Here is a 19,232-nt window from a genome sequence, read left to right on the forward strand (position 1 = left end):
TTTTGCGGAATTTGCGGGGTATATAGGTCGGGTGGCGGAACGGGGCTCAGCCCGTGCGCAGGGCCGACTCGGCAGCCGCCTCGCGGTCGCGCAGGTCGCGGAAGGGCCCCTCGGCGTCGGCGAGATCGGCCCATGTGCCGCGTTGGGCGACGCGGCCCGCGTCCAGGACCACGATCTCGTCGACGTCTTCGAGCCCGGCCAGGCGGTGCGTGATGAGCACCGTGGTGCGGTCCCGCGTCGCGGCCAACAGGTCGGCGGTGAGGGCGTCGACGGTCGCGAGGTCAAGATGCTCGGCCGGTTCGTCCAGTACGACGATGTCGAAGTCGGCCAGCAGTACGCGTGCCAGCGCGAGCCGCCGGCGCTGCCCGCCCGACATGCGGGCGCCGTGCTCGCCGACCATCGTGTCGAGACCGCGCGGCAGGCTGTCGACCCAGTCGATCAGGCGGGCGCGCGCGAGGGCGTCGCGGATCGCGGCGTCGTCGCAGCCGGGCCGGGCGAAGCGGAGGTTCTCGCGCACGGAGCTGTCGAAGATGTGGGCGTCCTGCGCGCAGAGGCCGACGACGCGGCGTACGGCGTCGCCTTCGAGGTCGGTGAGGGCGGCTCCGGCGTCGGGCTCGGGGTGCGGGCCGGTCGCGGACGCAAGGAGTACATCGCCGTCCTCGGGATCCAGGAAGCGCAGCAGCACGTTGGCCAGCGTCGTCTTGCCGGAACCGCTCGGCCCCACGACCGCGATGCGGCGGCCGGGCGCCAGGTCGAGGTCGACCGCGTCGAGGGCGGGCGGGCCCTCGGGGGTCCAGCGCGCGGTCAGGCCGCGCACGTGGAGGCTGTGCGGGGCGGGCGGCAGGGGTACGGGGTGGGCCGGTTCGCGTACCGGCTCCGGTGCGTCGACGACCTCGAAGACCCGGGCGGCGGCGCGGCGGGAGGATTCGAGGTGGCGTCCGGCCGAGGGCAGGACGGCGGTGGCCTCGAAGGCGGCGAGCGGCGTGAGGACGACGAGGGCGAGCAGCACGCCGTCCAGGCGCCCGGCGGCGACGGCGGCGATGCCGACCGCCGCGCAGCCCCACACCGTGGCGCCGGTGGCGAGCCCGGCCAGGCCCGCGCCGAGCCCGGCGCCCTGCGCCTGGCGGGCCTCGGTGCGGCGCAGCCGGTCGTCGGTGCCGTCCAGCGCGGCGAGCCGGGCGGGAGCGGCGCCGGCCGCGATCAGTTCGGGGGCGCCGTGCAGGAGTTCGGTGACGCCGGTGGACAGTTGGCCGCGCACGGAGGCGATGCGGCGCTCGGCGCGGCGGGCCACCCGGGCGGCGGTCCACGGCACGACGACGCCCGCGGCGAACAGCCCGGCGGCGAGTACCGCGCCCGCCTCGGGCAGGAACGCACCGGTCACCCCGACGGCGGCGACGCCGACCACGGCCGCGACCGCGGCGGGGAGCAGCGCGCGGAGGAAGAAGTCCTGCACGGCGTCGACGTCGGCGACGAGGCGGGAGAGCAGGTCGCCGCGGCGGAAGGCGGGCAGGCCGGCGGGGGCGAGGCGTTCGAGGCGTTCGTAGACGGTGACGCGGAGGCGGGCGAGGATGCGGAAGGCGGCGTCGTGGGAGACGAGGCGTTCGGCGTAGCGGAAGACCGCACGTGAGATGCCGAACGCGCGGACGGACGTGACCGCGACCATGAGCGTGAGCACGGGCGGGTGTTGCGACGCGCGGGAGATGAGCCACGCGGATGTCGCCATGAGGCCGACCGAGCTGCCGAGCGCGACCGCACCGAGCAACACGGCGAGCGCGAGTCGGGAGCGGACGGGCCGGGCGAGGGCGAGAAGACGGCGGAAGGTGGAGGGGTGCGGTGTGCAGGCCGTGCTGTCGCCGACACCCACTGCGGCCGGGCCGACCTCCTCTCTCCCACCGACTTCCCCGCGAACGACGCCCGCCGCGCCGACCCCTGCCGCGGCCGGGCCGACCTCCTCGCCGACCGGCTGGGGGTCGACCGTGGTCGCGATGGCGGGTCGGCCGGCGTGCGTTGCCCGGGCCGAGTCCGGGACGTCGGTCTGCGCGGCCGCGGCCGCTGTCGTCGTGCGGGCGGTGGGCAACGTCTCGTCAATGTGACCGACGACCTCGTCCTGTGGACGACGCCTGTGCTTTTCGGCGACCACTCCGTCGGACCCCCGGAGTGGGGGCGCGTTGTCGGATGATCCGACCGGCGGCTCCAGGCGCACCACATGGTCCGCCACCGCCAGCAGCGCCGGGCGGTGGGCCACCAGCAGCACCGTGCGCCCCAGCGCCAGCTTCCGGACCGCGTCGACCACCGCCGCCTCGCTCGCCCCGTCCAGATTCGCGGTCGGCTCGTCCAACAGCAGCACCGGACGGTCTGCGAGGAATGCCCGGGCCAGCGCCAGGCGCTGGCGCTGACCGGCCGACAGACCGGCGCCGTCCTCCCCCAACACGGTGTCCAGCCCGCCCGCGGCCGCGACGAACTCCTCGGCGTGCGCCGCCCGCAGGGCCCGCCGCAGCGCCGCGTCGTCGGCCTTCGGGGCCGCCATCCGCAGGTTCTCCGCAATCGTCCCCGCGAACAGGTACGGCCGCTGCGGCACCCACGCAATCTGCGAGCGCCACGCGTCCCCGTCCAGGTCCGCCAGGTCCACCCCTCCGACGGTGATCCGCCCCGAGTCCGGCGCCACGAACCCCAGCAGCGCGGCCAGCACCGTCGACTTGCCCGCGCCGCTCGGCCCGACCAGCGCCGTCGTCTCCCCCGGCCGCAGGACGAGCGAGGCGCCCGCGACCGAGGGCTCGGTCCGGTCGGGTCTGCGCACCGTCAGGTCCTCGATCCGCACCACCGCGCCCGGCCCCGGCACCTCCGCCCCGCCCGCGAGCCCGTCCCCCGGCACCGGCGTCTCGACGATCGCGAACACCCGTTCCGCCGCCGTCAGCCCCTCGACGCTCGCGTGGTACTCCGCACCCACCTGGCGCAGCGGCAGGTACGCCTCCGGCGCCAGGATCAGCACGACCAGCGCCGTGTGCAGGTCCAGTTCGCCGTCCACGAGCCGCAGCCCGACGCCCACCGCGACCAGTGCCACCGAGATCGTCGCGAGCAGTTCGAGCGCGAACGACGACAGGAACGCCACCCGCAGCGTCTTGAGCGTCGCCTTGCGGTAGTCGTCGGTGATCTTCCGGATCGACGCGGCCTGCGCCTTCGCGCGCCCGAACACCTTGAGCGTCGGCAGCCCCGCCACCACGTCGAGGAAGTGCCCGGCGAGGCGCGCGAGCACGTCCCACTGCCGGTCCATGTACTTCTGCGTCGCCATCCCGATCAGCGCCATGAACACCGGGATCAGCGGCAGCGTGACGACGATGGTGGCGGCCGAGATCCAGTCGCCCGTGACGATCCGCGCGACGACCGCGACCGGGACCACGACCGCGAGCACGAGCTGCGGCAGGTAGCGGGCGAAGTAGCCGTCGAGCGCGTCGATGCCGCGCGTGGCCAGCGTGGTCAGTTCGCCGGTCCGGGCACCGGTGAGCCACGTCGGCCCGAGCCGCATCACGTGCGCGAGCAGCTTGCGGCGCAACTGCGACTTGACCGCCGCCGACGTGCGGTGCGCGGCGACCTCGGTGAGCCACGCCGTCAGCGCCCGTCCGGCCGCGACCAACGCGAGGGCGATCAGCGGCGTACGCAGGTCGGCGAGGCCCTTGCCGTCCTCGAACGCCCCCACGATCAGCGTCGCGAGCAGCCCCGCCTGCACGATGACCAGGCCCGCGCCCACCACCCCGAGGACGACCGTGAGGGCGAGGAACCCCCGGGTGGCTCGGGCGTGGCGCAGCAGGCGCGGGTCTACGGGCTTCATCTTCTCTTCCGTCGTACGGGCCGCTCGGTCGCGGCGTCCCGTGTGCTCGTGGTGCGTTCCGGCCCGAGCGGGCCGTCCGGTCTCAGCCCGCCCCGTGCGGCACCGTGGTCGGGATGTTCCTGGTGCCGATGCGCTTGCGGAACACCCAGTACGTCCAGCCCTGGTAGCACAGCACGACCGGCGTCATGATCACCGCGACCCAGGTCATGATCTTCAGGGTGTACGACGTGGACGCCGAGTTCGAGGTGGTCAGGTTGTAGGCGGAGTCGATGCTCGACGGCATCACGTCCGGGAACAGTGCCAGGAACAGCATCGCCACCGCCGCGACCACCGTCAGCCCCGACATCGCGAACGTCCACCCCTCGCGCCCGATCCGGTTGAGCGCGAGTGCCGCCAGCAGCGCGACCACGGCAACCAGCATCGCGACGAGGCTCTTGTTGTTGCCGCTGTCCGCCTGCGTCCAGACCAGGAACGCCAGCGCGAGCGCCGCCGTCACAAGGCCGAGCCTGAAGGCCAGCGCGTTGGCCCGCTCGCGGATCTCGCCGACCGTCTTGAGCCCGACGAAGACCGCGCCGTGGAACGTGAACAGCACGAGCGTGACCAGGCCGCCCAGCAGGGCGTACGGGTTGAGCAGGTCGAGCACGTTGCCCACGTACTCCTTGTCGGCGTCGATCTTGACGCCGCGCACGATGTTGGCGAACGCGACGCCCCACAGGAACGCCGGGACCAGTGAGCCCCAGAAGATCGCGTTCTCCCAGTTGCGCTTCCACTTGGCGTCGTCGCGCTTCGCCCGGTACTCGAAGGCCACGCCGCGCAGGATCAGCGCCACGAGGATGATCAGCAGGGGCAGGTAGAAGCCGCTGAAGAGCGTCGCGTACCACTCGGGGAAGGCGGCGAACGTGGCGCCGCCCGCGGTGATCAGCCACACCTCGTTGCCGTCCCAGACCGGCCCGATGGTGTTGATGAGGACGCGGCGCTCGGTCTCGTCGCGCGCGAGCCCCTTGGTGAGTATGCCGACGCCGAAGTCGAATCCCTCCAGGAAGAAGTAACCGATCCACAGGACGGCGATCAGGATGAACCAGACGGTGGTGAGTTCCATCGCAAGCCTCGTTCGAGTTGCTGGGGTCCGGGCCCGCGCTCAGTACGCGAAGGCGAGCGGGCGGTCGGCGTCGTCCTCGGCGTCCCGCCCGGCGTCCGCGTCCGGGCCGCCGTCGGGACCACCCGGTTCGCGCGGCTTCTCCGGTTCGATCTCCGGTGGGCCGGCGATGACGTAGCGCCGCAGCAGGCCGACCTCGACGACCGCGAGCACGCCGTACAGCAGCGTGAAGACGATGAGCGAGGTCAGCACCTCGCCCGCGGACACGCTCGGGGACACCGCGGACTCGGTCTTCAGGACGCCGAAGACGACCCACGGCTGGCGGCCCATCTCGGTGAAGATCCAGCCGAAGGAGTTGCCGGCGAGCGGGAAGGCGAGCGTCCACAGGCCGGCGCGCCAGATCCACTTGTTGGTGGGCAGCGCGCGCTTCTTGCGGGTCAGCCACAAGCCGATCGCGCCGACGGCGAACGACGTCATGCCGAAGCCGATCATGAGGCGGAAGCCCCAGTACGTGACCGGGATGTTCGGCCGGTAGTCGCCGGGCCCGTACTTGGCCTCCATCTCGCGCTGGAGGTCGTTGATGCCGGGCAGTTCGGCGTCGAAGTCGTTCTTGGCGAGGAACGACAGCGCGCCGGGCACCTCGATGGCGACCTTGTTGTGGCCCTTGCCGACGTCGCCGTACGCGAAGATCGAGAACGGCGCGGGCTGCTCGGTGTCCCACAGCGCCTCGGCCGAGGCCATCTTCATGGGCTGCTGCTCGTACATGATCTTGCCCTGGAAGTCGCCGGTGACCGCGACGCCGAGGCCCGCGACCACCGCGACCCACAGGCCCAGGCGCAGCGAGGGCCGGAAGACCTCGACCTCGTTGCGCTTGCGCAGGTGCCAGCAGCTGATGCCGACGATGAACGCCGCGGCGGTCAGGAAGGCCGCGGTGATGACGTGCGCGAAGGCGCTGACGGCGGTGTTCTGGGTGAGCACCGCCACGATGTCGGTCAGCTCGGCGCGGCCGGTCTCGGGGTTTATCCGGTAACCGGTCGGGTGCTGCATCCACGAGTTCGCGGCGAGGATGAAGTACGCCGACAGGATCGTGCCGATCGCGGCGGCCCAGATGGTCGCGAGGTGGATCCGCTTCGGCAGGCGGTCCCAGCCGAAGATCCACAGGCCCAGGAAGGTCGATTCGAGGAAGAACGCGACCAGGGCCTCGATCGCGAGCGGGGCGCCGAAGACATCACCGACGAAGCGGGAGTAGTCCGACCAGTTCATGCCGAACTGGAACTCCTGCACGATGCCGGTGACCAGGCCCATCGCGAAGTTGATCAGGAAGAGCTTGCCCCAGAACTTCGTGGCCCGGAGGTAGTGCTCCTTGCCGGTGCGATACCACGCGGTCTGGAGGCAGGCGACGAGCGTCGACAGCCCGATCGTCAGGGGGACGAACAGGAAGTGGTAGACGGTCGTGATGCCGAACTGCCACCTGGCGACGTCCAGCGGATCGAGGGCGAGGTCCACGGACGACCTCCTCCGAAAAGTCGTTCTGGTCGGTATGCATGGGTTGCTGCTGCTTGAAGCCTTAAGCCGGGCTTGCTGGTTTTTGAAACTTCTTGATCATCAATGCACTTGTTACTGCGTTTCCTTACGATGCACGGCACATGATCCGGCCGGGATCAAACACGCCGCACCCCTTGGCCGGGCCCCATACCGGGAGGAACCCGGAGGTAGCGGCACCGCGGACGGCGTGATGGGCACGACGACTTTGTGCATGCATTCACAAAGTCGCGCTTGTGCATCCGTTCACAAACTCTAGCGAGGGGGTCCCCGTACCAAACACGGGGGGTCGGTACGCGGCCTTTGCGGCTCGTGTACCGACCCCCGTGGAGATCTCCGGATGCACCCGTCCCCGGGCTCAGACCAGGCGCGAGGCGACGTCCAGGAACAGGTCGTTCGCCTCCTTCTCCCCGATCGTGACGCGGCAGCCCTCGCCGTCGAACGGGCGCACCGTGACGCCCGCGGCGCCGCACGCGGCGGCGAACTCCAGGGTCCGCGCACCGAGTCGCAGCCAGACGAAGTTGGCCTGCGTCTCGGGGACCGTCCAGCCCTGCGCGCGCAGCGCGTCCACCACGCGGGTGCGCTCGGCGACGAGCGCGTCGACGCGTTCGAGCAGCGCGTCCTCGGAGCGCAGCGAAGCGACGGCGGCGTCCTGGGCGAGCTGGCTCACCCCGAACGGCACCGCGGTCTTGCGCAGCGCCTCGGCCACCGGCTCGTGCGCGACGGCGAACCCGACCCGCAGGCCGGCCAGGCCGTACGCCTTGGAGAACGTGCGCAGCACCGCGACGTTGGGCCGGTCCCGGTACAGCTCGACGCCGTCCGGGATCTCCGGGTCGCGCACGAACTCCTTGTACGCCTCGTCGAGCACCACCAGCACGTCGGACGGCACGCGGTCCAGGAACCGCACGAGCGCGTCGCGGCGTACCGCGGTCCCGGTCGGGTTGTTGGGGTTGCAGACGAACACCAGGCGGGTCCGGTCGGTGATCGCCGCGGCCATCGCGTCGAGGTCGTGGCCCTCGTCCGGCAGCAGCGGCACCTGCACCGAAGTGGCGCCGGAGATCTGCGTGATGATCGGGTACGCCTCGAACGACCGCCACGCGTAGACGACCTCGTCGCCCGGCCCCGAGGTCGCCTGGAGCAGCGACTGCGCGACGCCCACCGAGCCGGTGCCGGTCGCGACGTGCTCCGGCGGGACCCCGAAGTGCGCGGCCAGCTCCGCGGTCAGCTCGCCGCAGGACATGTCCGGGTACCGGTTGAACGACGCCGCGGCCGAGGCCACCTTCTCCAGCACGCCGGGCAGCGGCGGGTAGGGGTTCTCGTTGGACGAGAGCTTGTAGGACGGCGCCCCGGACCCGGCCGCGGCGGGACGCCCCGGCTTGTACGCGGGCAGGGTGTCGAGCACGCCGCGCAGGCGAGGCCCGCCGCCGGCAGGGTTGTCGTGGGTCACCGTCGTCCTCCACAGATGGCCGTCGAAGGGATGGGTCGAAGGGGATGGGAACGGCCGAGCCCCCCACCCCGATCCGCGGGCAAAGCGACCCCCGACCGCTGCGGACCCTGCCTCACCCTACGTTTCCCCCAACCGACGAAGCGCCGCCGGGCACACCGAACCGGCGCCGCCGACCCCCGGCCCTTTCGCGGCCCGACATCCACCGCGTCCCCGGCCGACCCCCGACCCGCCCCGCGGCGTTCCCGCCTCTTAGCGGGCCCGACATCCACCGAGTCCCGGGCGACCCCGGCCGACCGGGCGGCGGCGTTCCCGCCCCCTCGCGGCCCGACATCCGCACTGCCCCGGCCGCCCCCCGACCGACCGGGCGGCGGCGTTCCCGCCCCCTCGCGGCCCGACATCCGCACTGCCCCGACCGCCCCCCGACCGACCGGGCGGCGGCGTTCCTGCAAAGGGCATCTTCAGGACCAGGTATGCGGAAAATGGTTTCTTCGCAAAAGGAAGCCCATGCCCGGCGTCAGATGACCCGAACGGCCCTACTGTCGTTGCCGATGACTGTTGACCAGGGGGCTCCCGGACGGCGGCCCGCACGCGTCGGCATCCGGGACGTCGCTGCCGCGGCCGGGGTGTCGATCACGACCGTCTCCGACGCCCTCAACGGCAAGGGCAGACTGCCCGACTCCACCCGCGTGCACGTGCGCGAGGTGGCCGACCGGCTGGGCTACCGGCCGTCCGCGGCCGCCCGCACGCTGCGCACCGGGCGCTCCGGGCTGATCGGGCTCACCACGACCAACCACGCCGCCGAACCGTTCGCGCTGACCGAGTACGGCTGGTTCACCGAGCTGGTGCGCGCCGCGACCGGCGCCGCCCTCGACCGCGGCTACGCCCTCGTGGTGCTGCCCACCTCCTCGCGGCACGACGTGTGGAGCAACGTGGCGCTCGACGGGACGATCGTCGTCGACCCGGCCGAGGACGACCCCATGGTCCGCGAACTGCTGCGGCGCGGCGTGCCCGTGGTGACCGGCGGGCATCCCGGGGACAGCACCGTGCACGGCTGGGTCGACATCGACCACGCCCTCGCCATGGACACCGTCCTCGACCACCTCTCCGACGCCGGCGCACGCCGCATCGCGCTGCTCACGTCGCAGGAGGGGACGTACGCGCGGCGGTGCGTCGACGCGTACGGCGCCTGGTGCGCCGGGCGCGGGCGCGAGCCGCTGGTCGAGGCGTACCCGCCCAACACCTCCGGTGCCGCGGGCGCCGCCGCGGGCCGGCTGCTCGACCTGCCGGCCGCGCTGCGCCCCGACGCCGTGTACGGCCTGCACGAGGGCTGCGGCGGCGAGTTGCTGGCCGCCGCCCGGGCCCGCGGGCTGCGCGTACCGGAGGACCTGCTGGTGGCCGCGTGCGGCGAGGAGTCGGCGCACTCCGCCGAACCCGGGCTGACCACGCTCAGCCTCCAGCCGCGGGTGGCCGGAAGCAGCGCGGTCGAGCTGCTCGTCGGGGTGATCGAGGAGGACGCCGCGCGCGTCGGCCCGCGGGTTCCCGCGCAGCGCACGGTGCCCATCCGGCTGTCGGTGCGGGCCTCGACACGCCGTGGCACCACCGGGTTCTGACGGTTTGTCCGCTTGGCGATCCCGCCCGTACGGTGCAGCCGGTGTCCGCGACACGCATCGGATTACGCGGGACGCGCCATGTCTGGGGGCAGTACCGTTCCCCGATTCGCCCGCGCAAGATACGGTCACGGCACGGCGTCCTCATCAGACGGTGAATCGAACGGTGACAACGACGGCGAATCGGACGGTGATCGAATGGTGTTCGCACCCCGGCCACCGCAGCCGTACAGCTCCGCGGTGCGTCATGCTTCATGACAGGCGTCACCCCCACCGCGGTCGCTGGGCAGGCGTGGGGGCGCGGAAGAAAGGAATCGTCTCGTGAGCATCGCCTCGGGAGCGCCCGGCACAGGCGGCGCGGTCGACGTCGAGGACGCGCCGCTGTACGTGGTGGGCGACGTGCACGGCCATCTCGACGAGCTTGAGGCCGCCTTGCGCGAGCAGGGCCTCATCGACGAGGACGCGCATTGGAGCGGGGGTGCCTCGCGCCTGTGGTTCCTGGGCGACTTCACCGACCGGGGCCCGGACGGCATCGGCGTCGTGGAGCTCGCGATGCGCCTGGCCGAGGAGGCGTCGGCCGACGGCGGCAGTTCGCGGATGCTGCTCGGCAACCACGAGATCCTGCTGCTCGGCGTGTACTTCTTCGGCGACCACCCGGTGCCGGTCGCCGGGGGCGCCACCACGTTCCGGGAGATCTGGCTGCGCAACGGCGGCCTGCAGTGGGACCTGGACCGGTTCACCGAGGCGCAGGCGCAGTGGCTCGCTTCGCAGCCCGTCGCGGCGGTGGTGGACGGGTATCTGCTGATCCACTCGGACAGCAACGCGTACCTCGAATACGGCAGCACCATCGAGGACATCGACGGCGAGATCGCCGAGATGCTGCGCGACCCCGAGCCCCTGCCGTGCTGGGACCTGTTCCGCAATCTGACCCGACGCGGCGCCTTCATGGGCGAGGCCGGGGCGAACGCCGCCGCCGACCTGCTGGGCGAGTTGGGCGGACGGCACATCGTGCACGGGCACACGCCGATCCCGTACCAGACCGGTGAGGACCCGTCGACGATCACCGGCCCGCGGGTGTACGCGGACGGGCAGGTCATCAACCTCGACGGCGGCATCTACCTGGGCGGGCCGTGCCTGGTCGCCCGGCTGCCGCTGGGCGAACGCCCGGCACCGGCGCCGACGAGCGCGGACGAGGAGACGATCGGGATGGTCTACGACATCGACGAGGATCCCGAATACGGCTGACAACCGGTTCGCCAGGTGGCCGTCGGCGTGATGTCGATTCGCCGGGAGCCTATTTCGCCGAAAAACACAACCCTGGCACACAAGAGGGAATTCCCTGGGGCAAAACCACCGTTCCGGGCTTTACCATCGGGTTATCCGCTCCGCCGCCGCCGGGTTGCGAGGCGGGCGAACGATCGACCCGAGCCGGTCGTCGTACCGGGCTCCGACGCGTCGCCTCCCGAGGGTTCGGCGGAACGGGGGCAGACGCGGGCCCATTCGCGCGGTCGATCTCGGGGGATCCGATGCACAACGACCAGCACCCTCACCCGTTCCACTACGAGGAACACCGGCGGCAGTTCGAGCGGATCGTCGACGACGCGCTGCACCTGGACGACATCGCCCAGGCACTGGCGGATTCGCCGGAACTGAACGCCGAGCAATTGCGCACCGCGACGCTCGCGCACGCCGACGCGATCGCGGCCAAGGCCCCGGGCGAGTACCGGCGCCTCGTCGACAGCGAGGAACGCGCCAATCCCTCGCAGAGCGAACAGGCGGCAACTCCCTTTGCGGAGACGCCCGAAGGCGTCGGCGTCTTCGCGCTGGCGACGTCGATCACCATCATCGTCGCGGCGGTCTCGGCGGCGGTGTTCCTGGTCGCCTACTACGTCATCAAGGCGACCACCGACCACGACAAGAGCGTCGCGCCGGTACGCCTGGTCGGGGTGGCCTCCCTGGTCATCGCCCTCGCCGCGGCGATGCTGGCGGGCCTGGCGATGCTGCTGCACGCGGGGCGGAACCGGCGTACTCCCGCGGTGGACACGGAAGTCCGGCTGGCCCGTGAGGAATGGCAGGCCGCCGTACTGCACCGGGGAGTTCTGCCGTTCATGGCCACCATGCTCGCCACCGCGGCGGGGACGGACGCGCGCGTGATACCGCTCCAGTCGCCGCGCAACGGGAACGGCCGCCGCCCGCGCAACCGCGAACGCGAACGCCGGCACGAACCGGAAGGCGACCACCCCACCGACGTGGTCCGCTGACGGACCCGGCCGCTCCGCGCTCCCGGCCCGCGGTGCCGGGCGGCGCGTGCGGGTGCGACGGCGGAGGCGTCGGGGGGGGAGGCGGTTCGGGCGCGGGGCGCGGGTCAGCTTGCGTCGCCCAGGGAGCCGACGTACGTCCTGGCCTGGCGTGCCATGCGCTGCCAGAGCGCGAGCGTCGCCGCCTCGTCGGCCTGCGCGGGGAAGGCGACCCACTCGCGCATGGACCGCGTGCCCATCGTCACGCGCTCGGCGGTGCCCTCGTCGACGAGCAGACGGGCGCGGTCCTCGGGGAGCTTCACGATGAGGCCGCCGTCGTGGCCGAGGAAGGCGAAGACCTTGCCGTCCACGCGAAGTCCCGGGCTGCGGAACATGGTTCCCGTGTCGACGCCGTGTTCGTCCGAGAACTTCTCGGCCATTCTGGCGAAGAGGTCCTGGTTCGGCTTCCGTCGTCGGGGGCTCATCGGCGGCTCCTCGGGCAGCGGCGGTTCAGAGGATCCGGGCCGCGCGGGCGGCCTTGATCCAGGACGGGAATTCGGAGAGCAGCCGGTCGTACAACTCGGCGTCGGAGACCTGGACGATGTCGTCGACCGCGAAGAAGCCCACGTTGTCGACGCGGCGCCCCGGCATGGTGTCGAAGCGTTCGAGCACGCCGTAGTCGGATTGTCCGAGGCCCACGAACTGCCAGAAGATCGGCTCCTCGACGGCCGCGCGCAGCTCGCTCTCGATCTCGTTGTTGCGGTAGACGCCGCCGTCGGAGAAGAACAGCACGAGAGTCGGGTCCTGGGCCGGGGTCCGGCGGACGTACGTACGCACGTCCGCGATGACCTTCTGCTCCTCGTTCTGGATGCCGACCATGCGCATGTCGACCTGGAGCGGGTGAAGTCCCTTCTTGCGCTTGGACGGTCGGCCGAACAGGCTGATCTCGCCGACTCGCACGTGCAGCCGCAGCCACTCGGGGAGCTCGCCGAGCACGAGGTCGGGCAGCCGCATCGAGTGGGTGGCGAACGTCCAGGCCTGCATCGCGCCGTCGTCGTCCAGTTGCGCGGCGACGGCTGCCATGCGCTCCACGACGTCGGCGACGATGCCCTTGTCGTAGAGCGGGCTCATCGAGCCGGACGCGTCCAGGACCAGGATGACGCGCGCGCGGACGCCCTCGGCTCCGTGCTTGCGGAGGCTGACGGCGACCTGCTCCTTGCGCAGCGAGAGCCGCTTGCGCATGTCGACGGGCAGGCGGTCCTCGCCCTTGGCGGTGCGAACTCCGGGGCTCCCGGCGGCTGCCGGAGTCGGGGACGCGGGCGTGGGCTGCGGGGGCGGGGGCGGGGGCGGGGCGGTCGTCCGGGTGGCCCGCGGGGGTGTCGGGGCCGGGGGTGCGGCGGGACGCGAGGCCGGCGCGGGCAGGGCAGCCGCGGGCGGCGTGGTCGAGGCCGACGTGGTCGCGGGCCGGGCCGCCGACGGCGGGTCGTCCACGGTGATGCCGAAGTCGGTTGCCATCCCGGCGAGTCCGGCCGCGTACCCCTGGCCCACCGCGCGGAACTTCCACTGCCCGCCCCGCCGGTACAGCTCGCCGCTGACGAACGCGGTCTCCGTGGTCGCCGTCATCTCGAACCGGGCGATCTCGACCTGCGTTCCGGCCTCGAACAGCCGCAGCACCAGCCCGCTCATCTGGCCGAACGTCCCGCCGTCGGCCGAAGCGCACAGCACGATCCGCTCTATGCCCGGTTCGACCCTCGCGAGGTTGACCTCGACGGCGTCCCACGCCGCCTCGCCCGCGGTCTGCTTGCCGAGGTGCCGTACCGCGCCGGAAGCGTGCCGCGGCTGGTTGTAGAACACGAAATCGTCGTCGTCACGCACGCGTTCGGCGCCGGTCAGAAGCAGCGCGGACGCGTCCGCATCGGGCGTACCCGGCCGCCGCGTCCAGGCCAGGACGGCGTGCACGGCCGAGGCGGCCACCGGAATGTTCGCGCCTTTGCCCAGAGAAGTCGCAGTCACCCAGCCAGTGTGCCCAGCAACTCGTCCTGCGGCAGACAGACCACGCGGGGGAGGATCCGCCGTCCGGTCATCCGGCGGCAGATATCGATCGACTGTCGACCGGCCGCTGACCGGATGCCGACTGGACGCGAACCGGCGCGCCGCAGACGTCGCGCGCTTTGTCTCGCATAGTGGATTGTGACGGCGGGCCACACCGGGTCACCATTGTCCGCCCGCTGCTCACCCTCGGGCCTATCACTCATGCGTACAAGGGAGTTGCCCTAGGTGACAACTGTGGGGATCGAGGAAGAATTCCACCTCGTCGACAGCGGCACCCGGTACTTGCGTCCCGCGGCCACGGCCGTGCTGGCGCACCTGCCCGCGGCCGGATTCACGCTGGAAGGCAAGCAAACCACAGTCGAGACGAACAGCGAACCGCACACCGATCTTTCGCGCCTGAGGGACGACCTGGCACGCAAACGCGCCCTCCTGGCGGGTGCCGCCCTCGGCCTCGGCCTGAAGCCGGCCGCCGCGGGGACGATGCCGCTGATGCGGCTGGAGGATGCGGTCGCCACCCCCGAGCGTCGTTATCTGGACAATGTGCAGAACTTCGCGCAGATCGCGCTCGAACAGGTGATCTGCGGGATGCACGTGCACGTCGGCATCGACGACCGCGACGTCGCCGCGCCCGCGATGGCGTGGATCTCGCCGTGGGTGCCGGTCCTCCTGGCGTTCAGCGCGAACTCGCCCTACTGGCTGGGCAACGACACCGGCTACGCGAGTTGGCGCACCATGCTGTGGCAGCGCTGGCCCACCGCGGGCCCCGCGCCGTACTGCGCGTCGGCGGCGGAGTACGACGACCTGGTGGCCAGGCTGATCCGCTCGGAGGTCGTCGGCGACGCCGGGATGATCTACCACGACCTGCGGCTGTCGGCGCACGTGCCGACCATCGAGCTGCGGGTGTGCGACGCCGTCCCGGACCTTGACACCACGGTGCTGATCGCGGCGCTGTTCCGGGCCCTGGTCGCGCACGCCTGCGCGGCGGTCCGGGCCGGCCGTCCGGCACCGCGGTTCCCGAACAGCTTTCTGCGCGCCATGACTTGGCGGGCCGCGCGCACCGGGCTGTCCGGCGACCTGGTCGACCCGATGTCGAGCAGCCCGCTGCCGGCCGCGGTCGTGGTACGGCGCCTGCTGCGCACGGTCGAGGCCGAACTGCGGTACCACGGGGATCACGAGTGGGTGCGCGGGACCGCGGCGGACGTCCTCGCCCGCGGCGACTGGGCCCACAGCCAGCGGCGCACCGGCCGGAAGCACGGGCTGACCGCCGCGGTCGACCTGCTGACGACGCGGACGTGTGCGTATCCGCCGCACCTCGACTACGCGCCGACCACGGAAGACAACCCGGCCGCCTGAAGCAGGCGGCCCGACGCCTGCTTCCGCACATCCAAAGATATTCCTTGACACGAATATTCGTTCCAGCGAATACTTTGGTCATGGACGCACTCCTCACCGCACTGGCCGACCCGGCGCGCTGGCGGCTTGTCACGCTGCTGGCCGAGCGCCCGCGGTCGGTCGGTGTTCTCGCGCAGCTCGCCGAGGCGCGGCAGCCGCAGACGACCAAGCACCTCCAGACCCTGGAGCGCGCCGGCGTCGTCACCTCCCGACGCACCGGTCAGCGCCGCATTTACGCGTTGCGGCCGGGGCCGCTGCGGGACCTCGCGGAGGCACTCGGCCGCCTCGCGGAGACGGCGGAGCGGCCGGAGGGGGCGCGGGAGACGTACGAGCGGTACGGCCGCAGCCTGGACGCGGAGCGCCGGGCCGCGGCCGTACCGGGGTGGGCGGACGACCGGTCGTTCACCTTCCGGCGGTCGTTGCCGGCTCCCCCCGAGGCCGTGTGGCGGCACCTCACCGAGCCCGCGCTGCTGGCCCGCTGGTGGACACCCGACGACCTGCGCGTCTCGGAACTCGTGTTCGAGGCTCGACCGGGCGGGCGGATCGTCCAGGAGTACCGCGACGCGGAGGACGCCGACGGGACCGACGCGGTCGCGGGGCGGGCGGAGGGCACCGTCGACGAGGCCCGGCCGGCCGAGCACCTGGCGTACCGCCTCTCCCCGCTGCTCCCGGGCGGGGGCCTCGCTCTCACCGCCCACCTCACGCTCGATCTGCGGGCGGGCACCGACGCGGGCGCCGGCACCGAACTGGACGTGGTGTTCCGGGTCACCGACAGCGCGGTCGAGTCCGCGGACTTCATCGCGGGCATCGAGATCGGCTTCGGACAGAGCCTCGACAACCTCGCGGCGGTGCTCGCCGCCGAGACGGGGGACACCGGCCACGGCACCACCGACTCGACCGACACATCTGACACGTCGGACACAACTGACACCAGGAGCCCGAAATGACCGAGCACGAAATGACCCGGCAGACCACCGGCCGCCGCGTCGTCGCCAACATGTCCCTCTCGCTCGACGGCCGCTACGCGAAGTCGGATCCGCTCGACATGGGGTGGGTGATGCCGTACGCCGTCACGGACGTCGCACGCGCCCACCTGACCAGCTTGTGGGAGCCCGCGACGACCGCGCTGCTCGGGCGGGTCAACGCCGAAGGCTTTCTCGGGTTCTGGCCCACCGTCATCGGGATGGAGGGGGCGGACCCGCGCGACGAGGCGTTCGCGAAGTGGCTCGTGGAGGCGGACAAGGTCGTGCTGTCCTCGACACTCCGCGAGGCGCCGTGGGAGCGCGCCGCGGTCGTCGACCGGCCGACGGCCGAGGTCGCCGCGGAGCTCAAGGCGGGCGAGGGCGGGGACATCGTGGTCTTCTCCAGCGCGAGTGTCATCAAGGCCCTGCTGGCCGCCGACCTGGTCGACCGCCTGGCGCTCATGGTCTTCCCGATCTTCCTGGGCGAGGGCACGCACCTGTTCGCCGACGACCTGCCGGCGAACAGGTGGACCCTCGTCAGCCAGACCGCCGGCGAGCACGGCGAGTTGGCCCTCGTCTACGACCGCACCCGGCGCGCCTGACGGCGATCGAGCAGTTTGTACGATTACCGTAAGTCATGGTCTCATCACTGTCGGAATCCGGTCGGGGCTCGGCGCGGCGGGCCACGGCATACATCTCCGCGCTGGTCCTCGCCCTCGTGGCCGCCGCCTGCGGGCCGCTCCTCGGGATCGCCCTCGCCCGCTCCGAAGCGGCGGCCCCCCGGGCGGCCGGGCCTCCGCTGTTGCAGGAGACCTTCACCGGGGCGACGGCCGACGCGGGCTTCCAGGCCGTCGGTCCGGCCTGCCTCACCGGCGCCGCGACCGCCCCGCCCGGCACGGGCACCCACCCCCTGACCGGCTGCCCGGCCGCCGCGACGGGGCCCGTACCGCCGAACAACGCGGCCCCGTTCGGCTACCTGCGGCTGACCGACGCGTCCAACGACCAGTCGGCCGCGGTCCTCTACGACCGGCCGCTGCCCGCCAACGAGGGCGTGGAAGTCACGTTCGAGCAATGGCAGTACGGCAGTACGACGCCCGCCACCCCCGCGGACGGCATCGCGTTCTTCCTCGTCGACGGCGCCGCGTCGCTCACCGCGCCGGGCGCCTTCGGCGGCAGCCTCGGCTACGCGCAGAAGCGTCCGGACGACAACCCCGCCGAACCGTTCCTTCCCGGCGTCGACCGCGGGTACCTCGGCGTCGGGCTCGACGTCCTGGGCAACTACTTCGGTGACTGGGAGCAGCGCGGCAACGGCTGCCCGGTGCGCTCGCCGGCCGGGACCCAGTTCCACGTCCCCGCCCCCGGCGGCAACATGGTCACCCTGCGCGGGCCCGGCCACGGCACCTCGGGCTTCTGCTTCCTCACCGCGACGACCAGCAACTTCACCACGACCGGGCCGTGGCCCTCGACCCTCCCGGGCACGTTGCAGGGACCGCTGACCTCGCTGCCGCCCGGGACCACACCGCAGGACGCGCAGACGCTGCTGGAACCGTCGAAGCGCACGGTCACCGTCCGCGTGACGCCCGCGCCCGACCCGCGCGTCACGGTGGACGTGGACTTCCAGGACGGCGCCGGGTTCCGACGGGTGCTGGACGCGCCGGCGCCGCAGCCGATGCCGACCACGCTGAAGTTCGGATTCGCCGCCTCATCGGGGCTGTTCACGGACGTCCACCTGGTGCGCAACGTCGTGGTTCAGCCCACCAACCCCCTGCCGCAACTCAACCTGGTCAAGCAGATCCGGCAGTCCCCGCCCCTGCCCACGCCGGTCGTCGTGGGGACGCCCGTGCCGTACGAGTTCGTGGTCACGAACAGCGGCGGCACCGACATCGCCGACCTGACCGTCTCCGACCCGGTCGTCGGCACCGTCTCCTGCCCGACCACGACACTCGCGACGGGCGAGACCACGACCTGTACCGGCACCTACACCGTCACCGCGGAGGACATCGCCCGCGGCCACCTCACCAACGAGGCCGTGGCGCAAGGGACGTCGGACGGCGAACCGGTCACCTCGCCGCCGTCCGACGTCACGCTCCCGCTGGGCGGGCTCGGCCTGACGAAGACGGTCGACGACACCCGCACGTACGCGGTCGGCGACACGGTCGCGTACGAGTACGTCGTCACGAACACGACGTCCGACCCGGTCGGCGACGTGTCCGTCACCGACGACCGGGTGTCGCCGGTCGTCTGCGACACCACCAGCCTCGCGCCGCACGGCACCCCCGGCGACAGCACGGTGTGCCGCGGCACCTACACGGTCACCGCAGCCGACGTCGAGGCAGGAACCGTACGCAACCAGGCAACAGCCCACGCAGGCGCGCTGACCTCCCCACCCGCCCACGCCGAGATCAAGACGACGGGCCCCTGCCCCACAGTCACCGCCACCGCGACCGTCACCGCAACGGCAACCGCCACCGTCACGGCCACCGCGACCAAGACGGAAACCGCCACCGCGACCGTCACGGCGACCAAGACGGAAACCGCCACCGCGACCACCACCGCAACAGCGACCAAGACAGAAACCGCAACGGCCACCACGACCGCAACGGCCACCGAGACGGTGACCGCCACCCGAACCGTCACCAAGTCCCCCACCACAACCGACGACCCGCCCGTCGTCGGCCCCGACGACAACCACGGCGACTCACCCGACGACCCCGCTCGCCCCGCCCCCGACACCCCGCCGAACCACGAGGGCGACGGCAACGCCCACAAGGGCCTGCTCGCCCGCACCGGCATCCCCGTCGCGGCCCTGATCACCATCGGCGCCCTCCTCCTGGCCACCGGCATCATCCTCAGCACCCGCTACCGAAGCACCCGCTGACATCAGCCGACCCGACGCCGCACCGAGCGTTCCCATCCCGAACCGTCGGTGAGGGCACCCCAGGACCGGGGCGCCCTCACCGACCGGCATCAGGCGCGTTGCGTTCGAGAACGCAGGACGTCACCCCCGCAAAGATGATGCGAGGACCTCGTCCGCGGTCTTCGCCACAAGGCCGTGGAGTCGGCGACGCACC

At 72.1% G+C, this 19,232-nt stretch carries 13 protein-coding genes; 7 read left to right on the forward strand and 6 right to left on the reverse strand.

Annotated elements, in window-relative coordinates; translation table 11 throughout:
- Nucleotides 1-46: 46 nt before the first annotated feature.
- The 4 genes from cydD to hisC all read right to left on the reverse strand — a co-directional run bounded on the left by cydD (nt 47) and on the right by hisC (nt 7,911).
- Nucleotides 47-3,826, reverse strand: coding sequence for a thiol reductant ABC exporter subunit CydD (gene cydD / locus ACRX5S_RS07115; protein ID WP_436771914.1), 3,780 nt, complete (start codon nt 3,824-3,826; stop codon nt 47-49).
- 82 nt (nt 3,827-3,908) lie between these two features.
- A complete protein-coding gene (gene cydB / locus ACRX5S_RS07120; RefSeq protein ID WP_436771915.1) occupies nt 3,909-4,925 on the reverse strand; it encodes a cytochrome d ubiquinol oxidase subunit II in 1,017 nt (338 codons plus the stop codon).
- A 39-nt stretch (nt 4,926-4,964) separates the two neighbouring features.
- Nucleotides 4,965-6,428 (reverse strand): cytochrome ubiquinol oxidase subunit I, encoded by a 1,464-nt coding sequence (locus ACRX5S_RS07125; protein ID WP_436771916.1) that lies wholly within the window; start codon nt 6,426-6,428, stop codon nt 4,965-4,967.
- Nucleotides 6,429-6,822: 394 nt separating this feature from the next.
- Entirely contained in the window at nt 6,823-7,911 is a 1,089-nt protein-coding gene (hisC, locus tag ACRX5S_RS07130; protein WP_436771917.1) for a histidinol-phosphate transaminase, read from the reverse strand.
- Nucleotides 7,912-8,459: 548 nt separating this feature from the next.
- On the opposite strand from hisC, the gene ACRX5S_RS07135 reads away from it, so the two are divergent.
- The 3 genes from ACRX5S_RS07135 (at nt 8,460) to ACRX5S_RS07145 (ending at nt 11,779) form a co-directional block, all read left to right on the forward strand.
- A complete protein-coding gene (locus ACRX5S_RS07135) occupies nt 8,460-9,521 on the forward strand; it encodes a LacI family DNA-binding transcriptional regulator (protein WP_436771918.1) in 1,062 nt (353 codons plus the stop codon).
- Between the two features lie 318 nt (nt 9,522-9,839).
- Complete coding sequence (locus ACRX5S_RS07140; protein ID WP_436771919.1) at nt 9,840-10,763, forward strand: metallophosphoesterase family protein; 924 nt, start codon at nt 9,840-9,842, stop codon at nt 10,761-10,763.
- A gap of 281 nt (nt 10,764-11,044) precedes the next feature.
- Nucleotides 11,045-11,779 (forward strand): hypothetical protein, encoded by a 735-nt coding sequence (locus tag ACRX5S_RS07145; protein ID WP_436771920.1) that lies wholly within the window; start codon nt 11,045-11,047, stop codon nt 11,777-11,779.
- Nucleotides 11,780-11,883: 104 nt separating this feature from the next.
- Here the strand turns inward: ACRX5S_RS07145 and ACRX5S_RS07150 are convergent, their stop codons facing one another.
- Nucleotides 11,884-12,240, reverse strand: coding sequence for a hypothetical protein (locus ACRX5S_RS07150; protein ID WP_436771921.1), 357 nt, complete (start codon nt 12,238-12,240; stop codon nt 11,884-11,886).
- A 25-nt stretch (nt 12,241-12,265) separates the two neighbouring features.
- Nucleotides 12,266-13,768 (reverse strand): VWA domain-containing protein, encoded by a 1,503-nt coding sequence (locus tag ACRX5S_RS07155; RefSeq protein ID WP_436771922.1) that lies wholly within the window; start codon nt 13,766-13,768, stop codon nt 12,266-12,268.
- A 264-nt stretch (nt 13,769-14,032) separates the two neighbouring features.
- Here ACRX5S_RS07155 and ACRX5S_RS07160 point away from each other — a divergent pair, with 264 nt between their 5' ends.
- From ACRX5S_RS07160 to ACRX5S_RS07175, 4 genes are all read left to right on the forward strand, one after another.
- A complete protein-coding gene (locus tag ACRX5S_RS07160; RefSeq protein WP_436771923.1) occupies nt 14,033-15,160 on the forward strand; it encodes a carboxylate-amine ligase in 1,128 nt (375 codons plus the stop codon).
- An 80-nt stretch (nt 15,161-15,240) separates the two neighbouring features.
- Entirely contained in the window at nt 15,241-16,146 is a 906-nt protein-coding gene (locus ACRX5S_RS07165) for a metalloregulator ArsR/SmtB family transcription factor (protein ID WP_436771924.1), read from the forward strand.
- Between the two features lie 11 nt (nt 16,147-16,157).
- Nucleotides 16,158-16,763 (forward strand): dihydrofolate reductase family protein, encoded by a 606-nt coding sequence (locus tag ACRX5S_RS07170; RefSeq protein ID WP_436772232.1) that lies wholly within the window; start codon nt 16,158-16,160, stop codon nt 16,761-16,763.
- A gap of 35 nt (nt 16,764-16,798) precedes the next feature.
- Nucleotides 16,799-19,039, forward strand: coding sequence for a DUF7507 domain-containing protein (locus ACRX5S_RS07175; RefSeq protein ID WP_436771925.1), 2,241 nt, complete (start codon nt 16,799-16,801; stop codon nt 19,037-19,039).
- Nucleotides 19,040-19,232: the final 193 nt, after the last annotated feature.

It is taken from the genome of Yinghuangia sp. YIM S09857, assembly GCF_051388915.1.
In the GTDB taxonomy this organism is placed as follows: domain Bacteria; phylum Actinomycetota; class Actinomycetes; order Streptomycetales; family Streptomycetaceae; genus Yinghuangia.

Bases quoted from the DNA above. Each gene is read 5' to 3' on its own strand.
- cydD (WP_436771914.1), bottom strand. From the start codon at position 3,826: ATGAAGCCCGTAGACCCGCGCCTGCTGCGCCACGCCCGAGCCACCCGG.
- cydB (WP_436771915.1), bottom strand. From the start codon at position 4,925: ATGGAACTCACCACCGTCTGGTTCATCCTGATCGCCGTCCTGTGGATC.
- ACRX5S_RS07135 (WP_436771918.1), top strand. From the start codon at position 8,460: ATGACTGTTGACCAGGGGGCTCCCGGACGGCGGCCCGCACGCGTCGGC.
- ACRX5S_RS07145 (WP_436771920.1), top strand. From the start codon at position 11,045: ATGCACAACGACCAGCACCCTCACCCGTTCCACTACGAGGAACACCGG.
- ACRX5S_RS07150 (WP_436771921.1), bottom strand. From the start codon at position 12,240: ATGAGCCCCCGACGACGGAAGCCGAACCAGGACCTCTTCGCCAGAATG.
- ACRX5S_RS07165 (WP_436771924.1), top strand. From the start codon at position 15,241: ATGGACGCACTCCTCACCGCACTGGCCGACCCGGCGCGCTGGCGGCTT.
- ACRX5S_RS07170 (WP_436772232.1), top strand. From the start codon at position 16,158: ATGACCCGGCAGACCACCGGCCGCCGCGTCGTCGCCAACATGTCCCTC.
- ACRX5S_RS07175 (WP_436771925.1), top strand. From the start codon at position 16,799: ATGGTCTCATCACTGTCGGAATCCGGTCGGGGCTCGGCGCGGCGGGCC.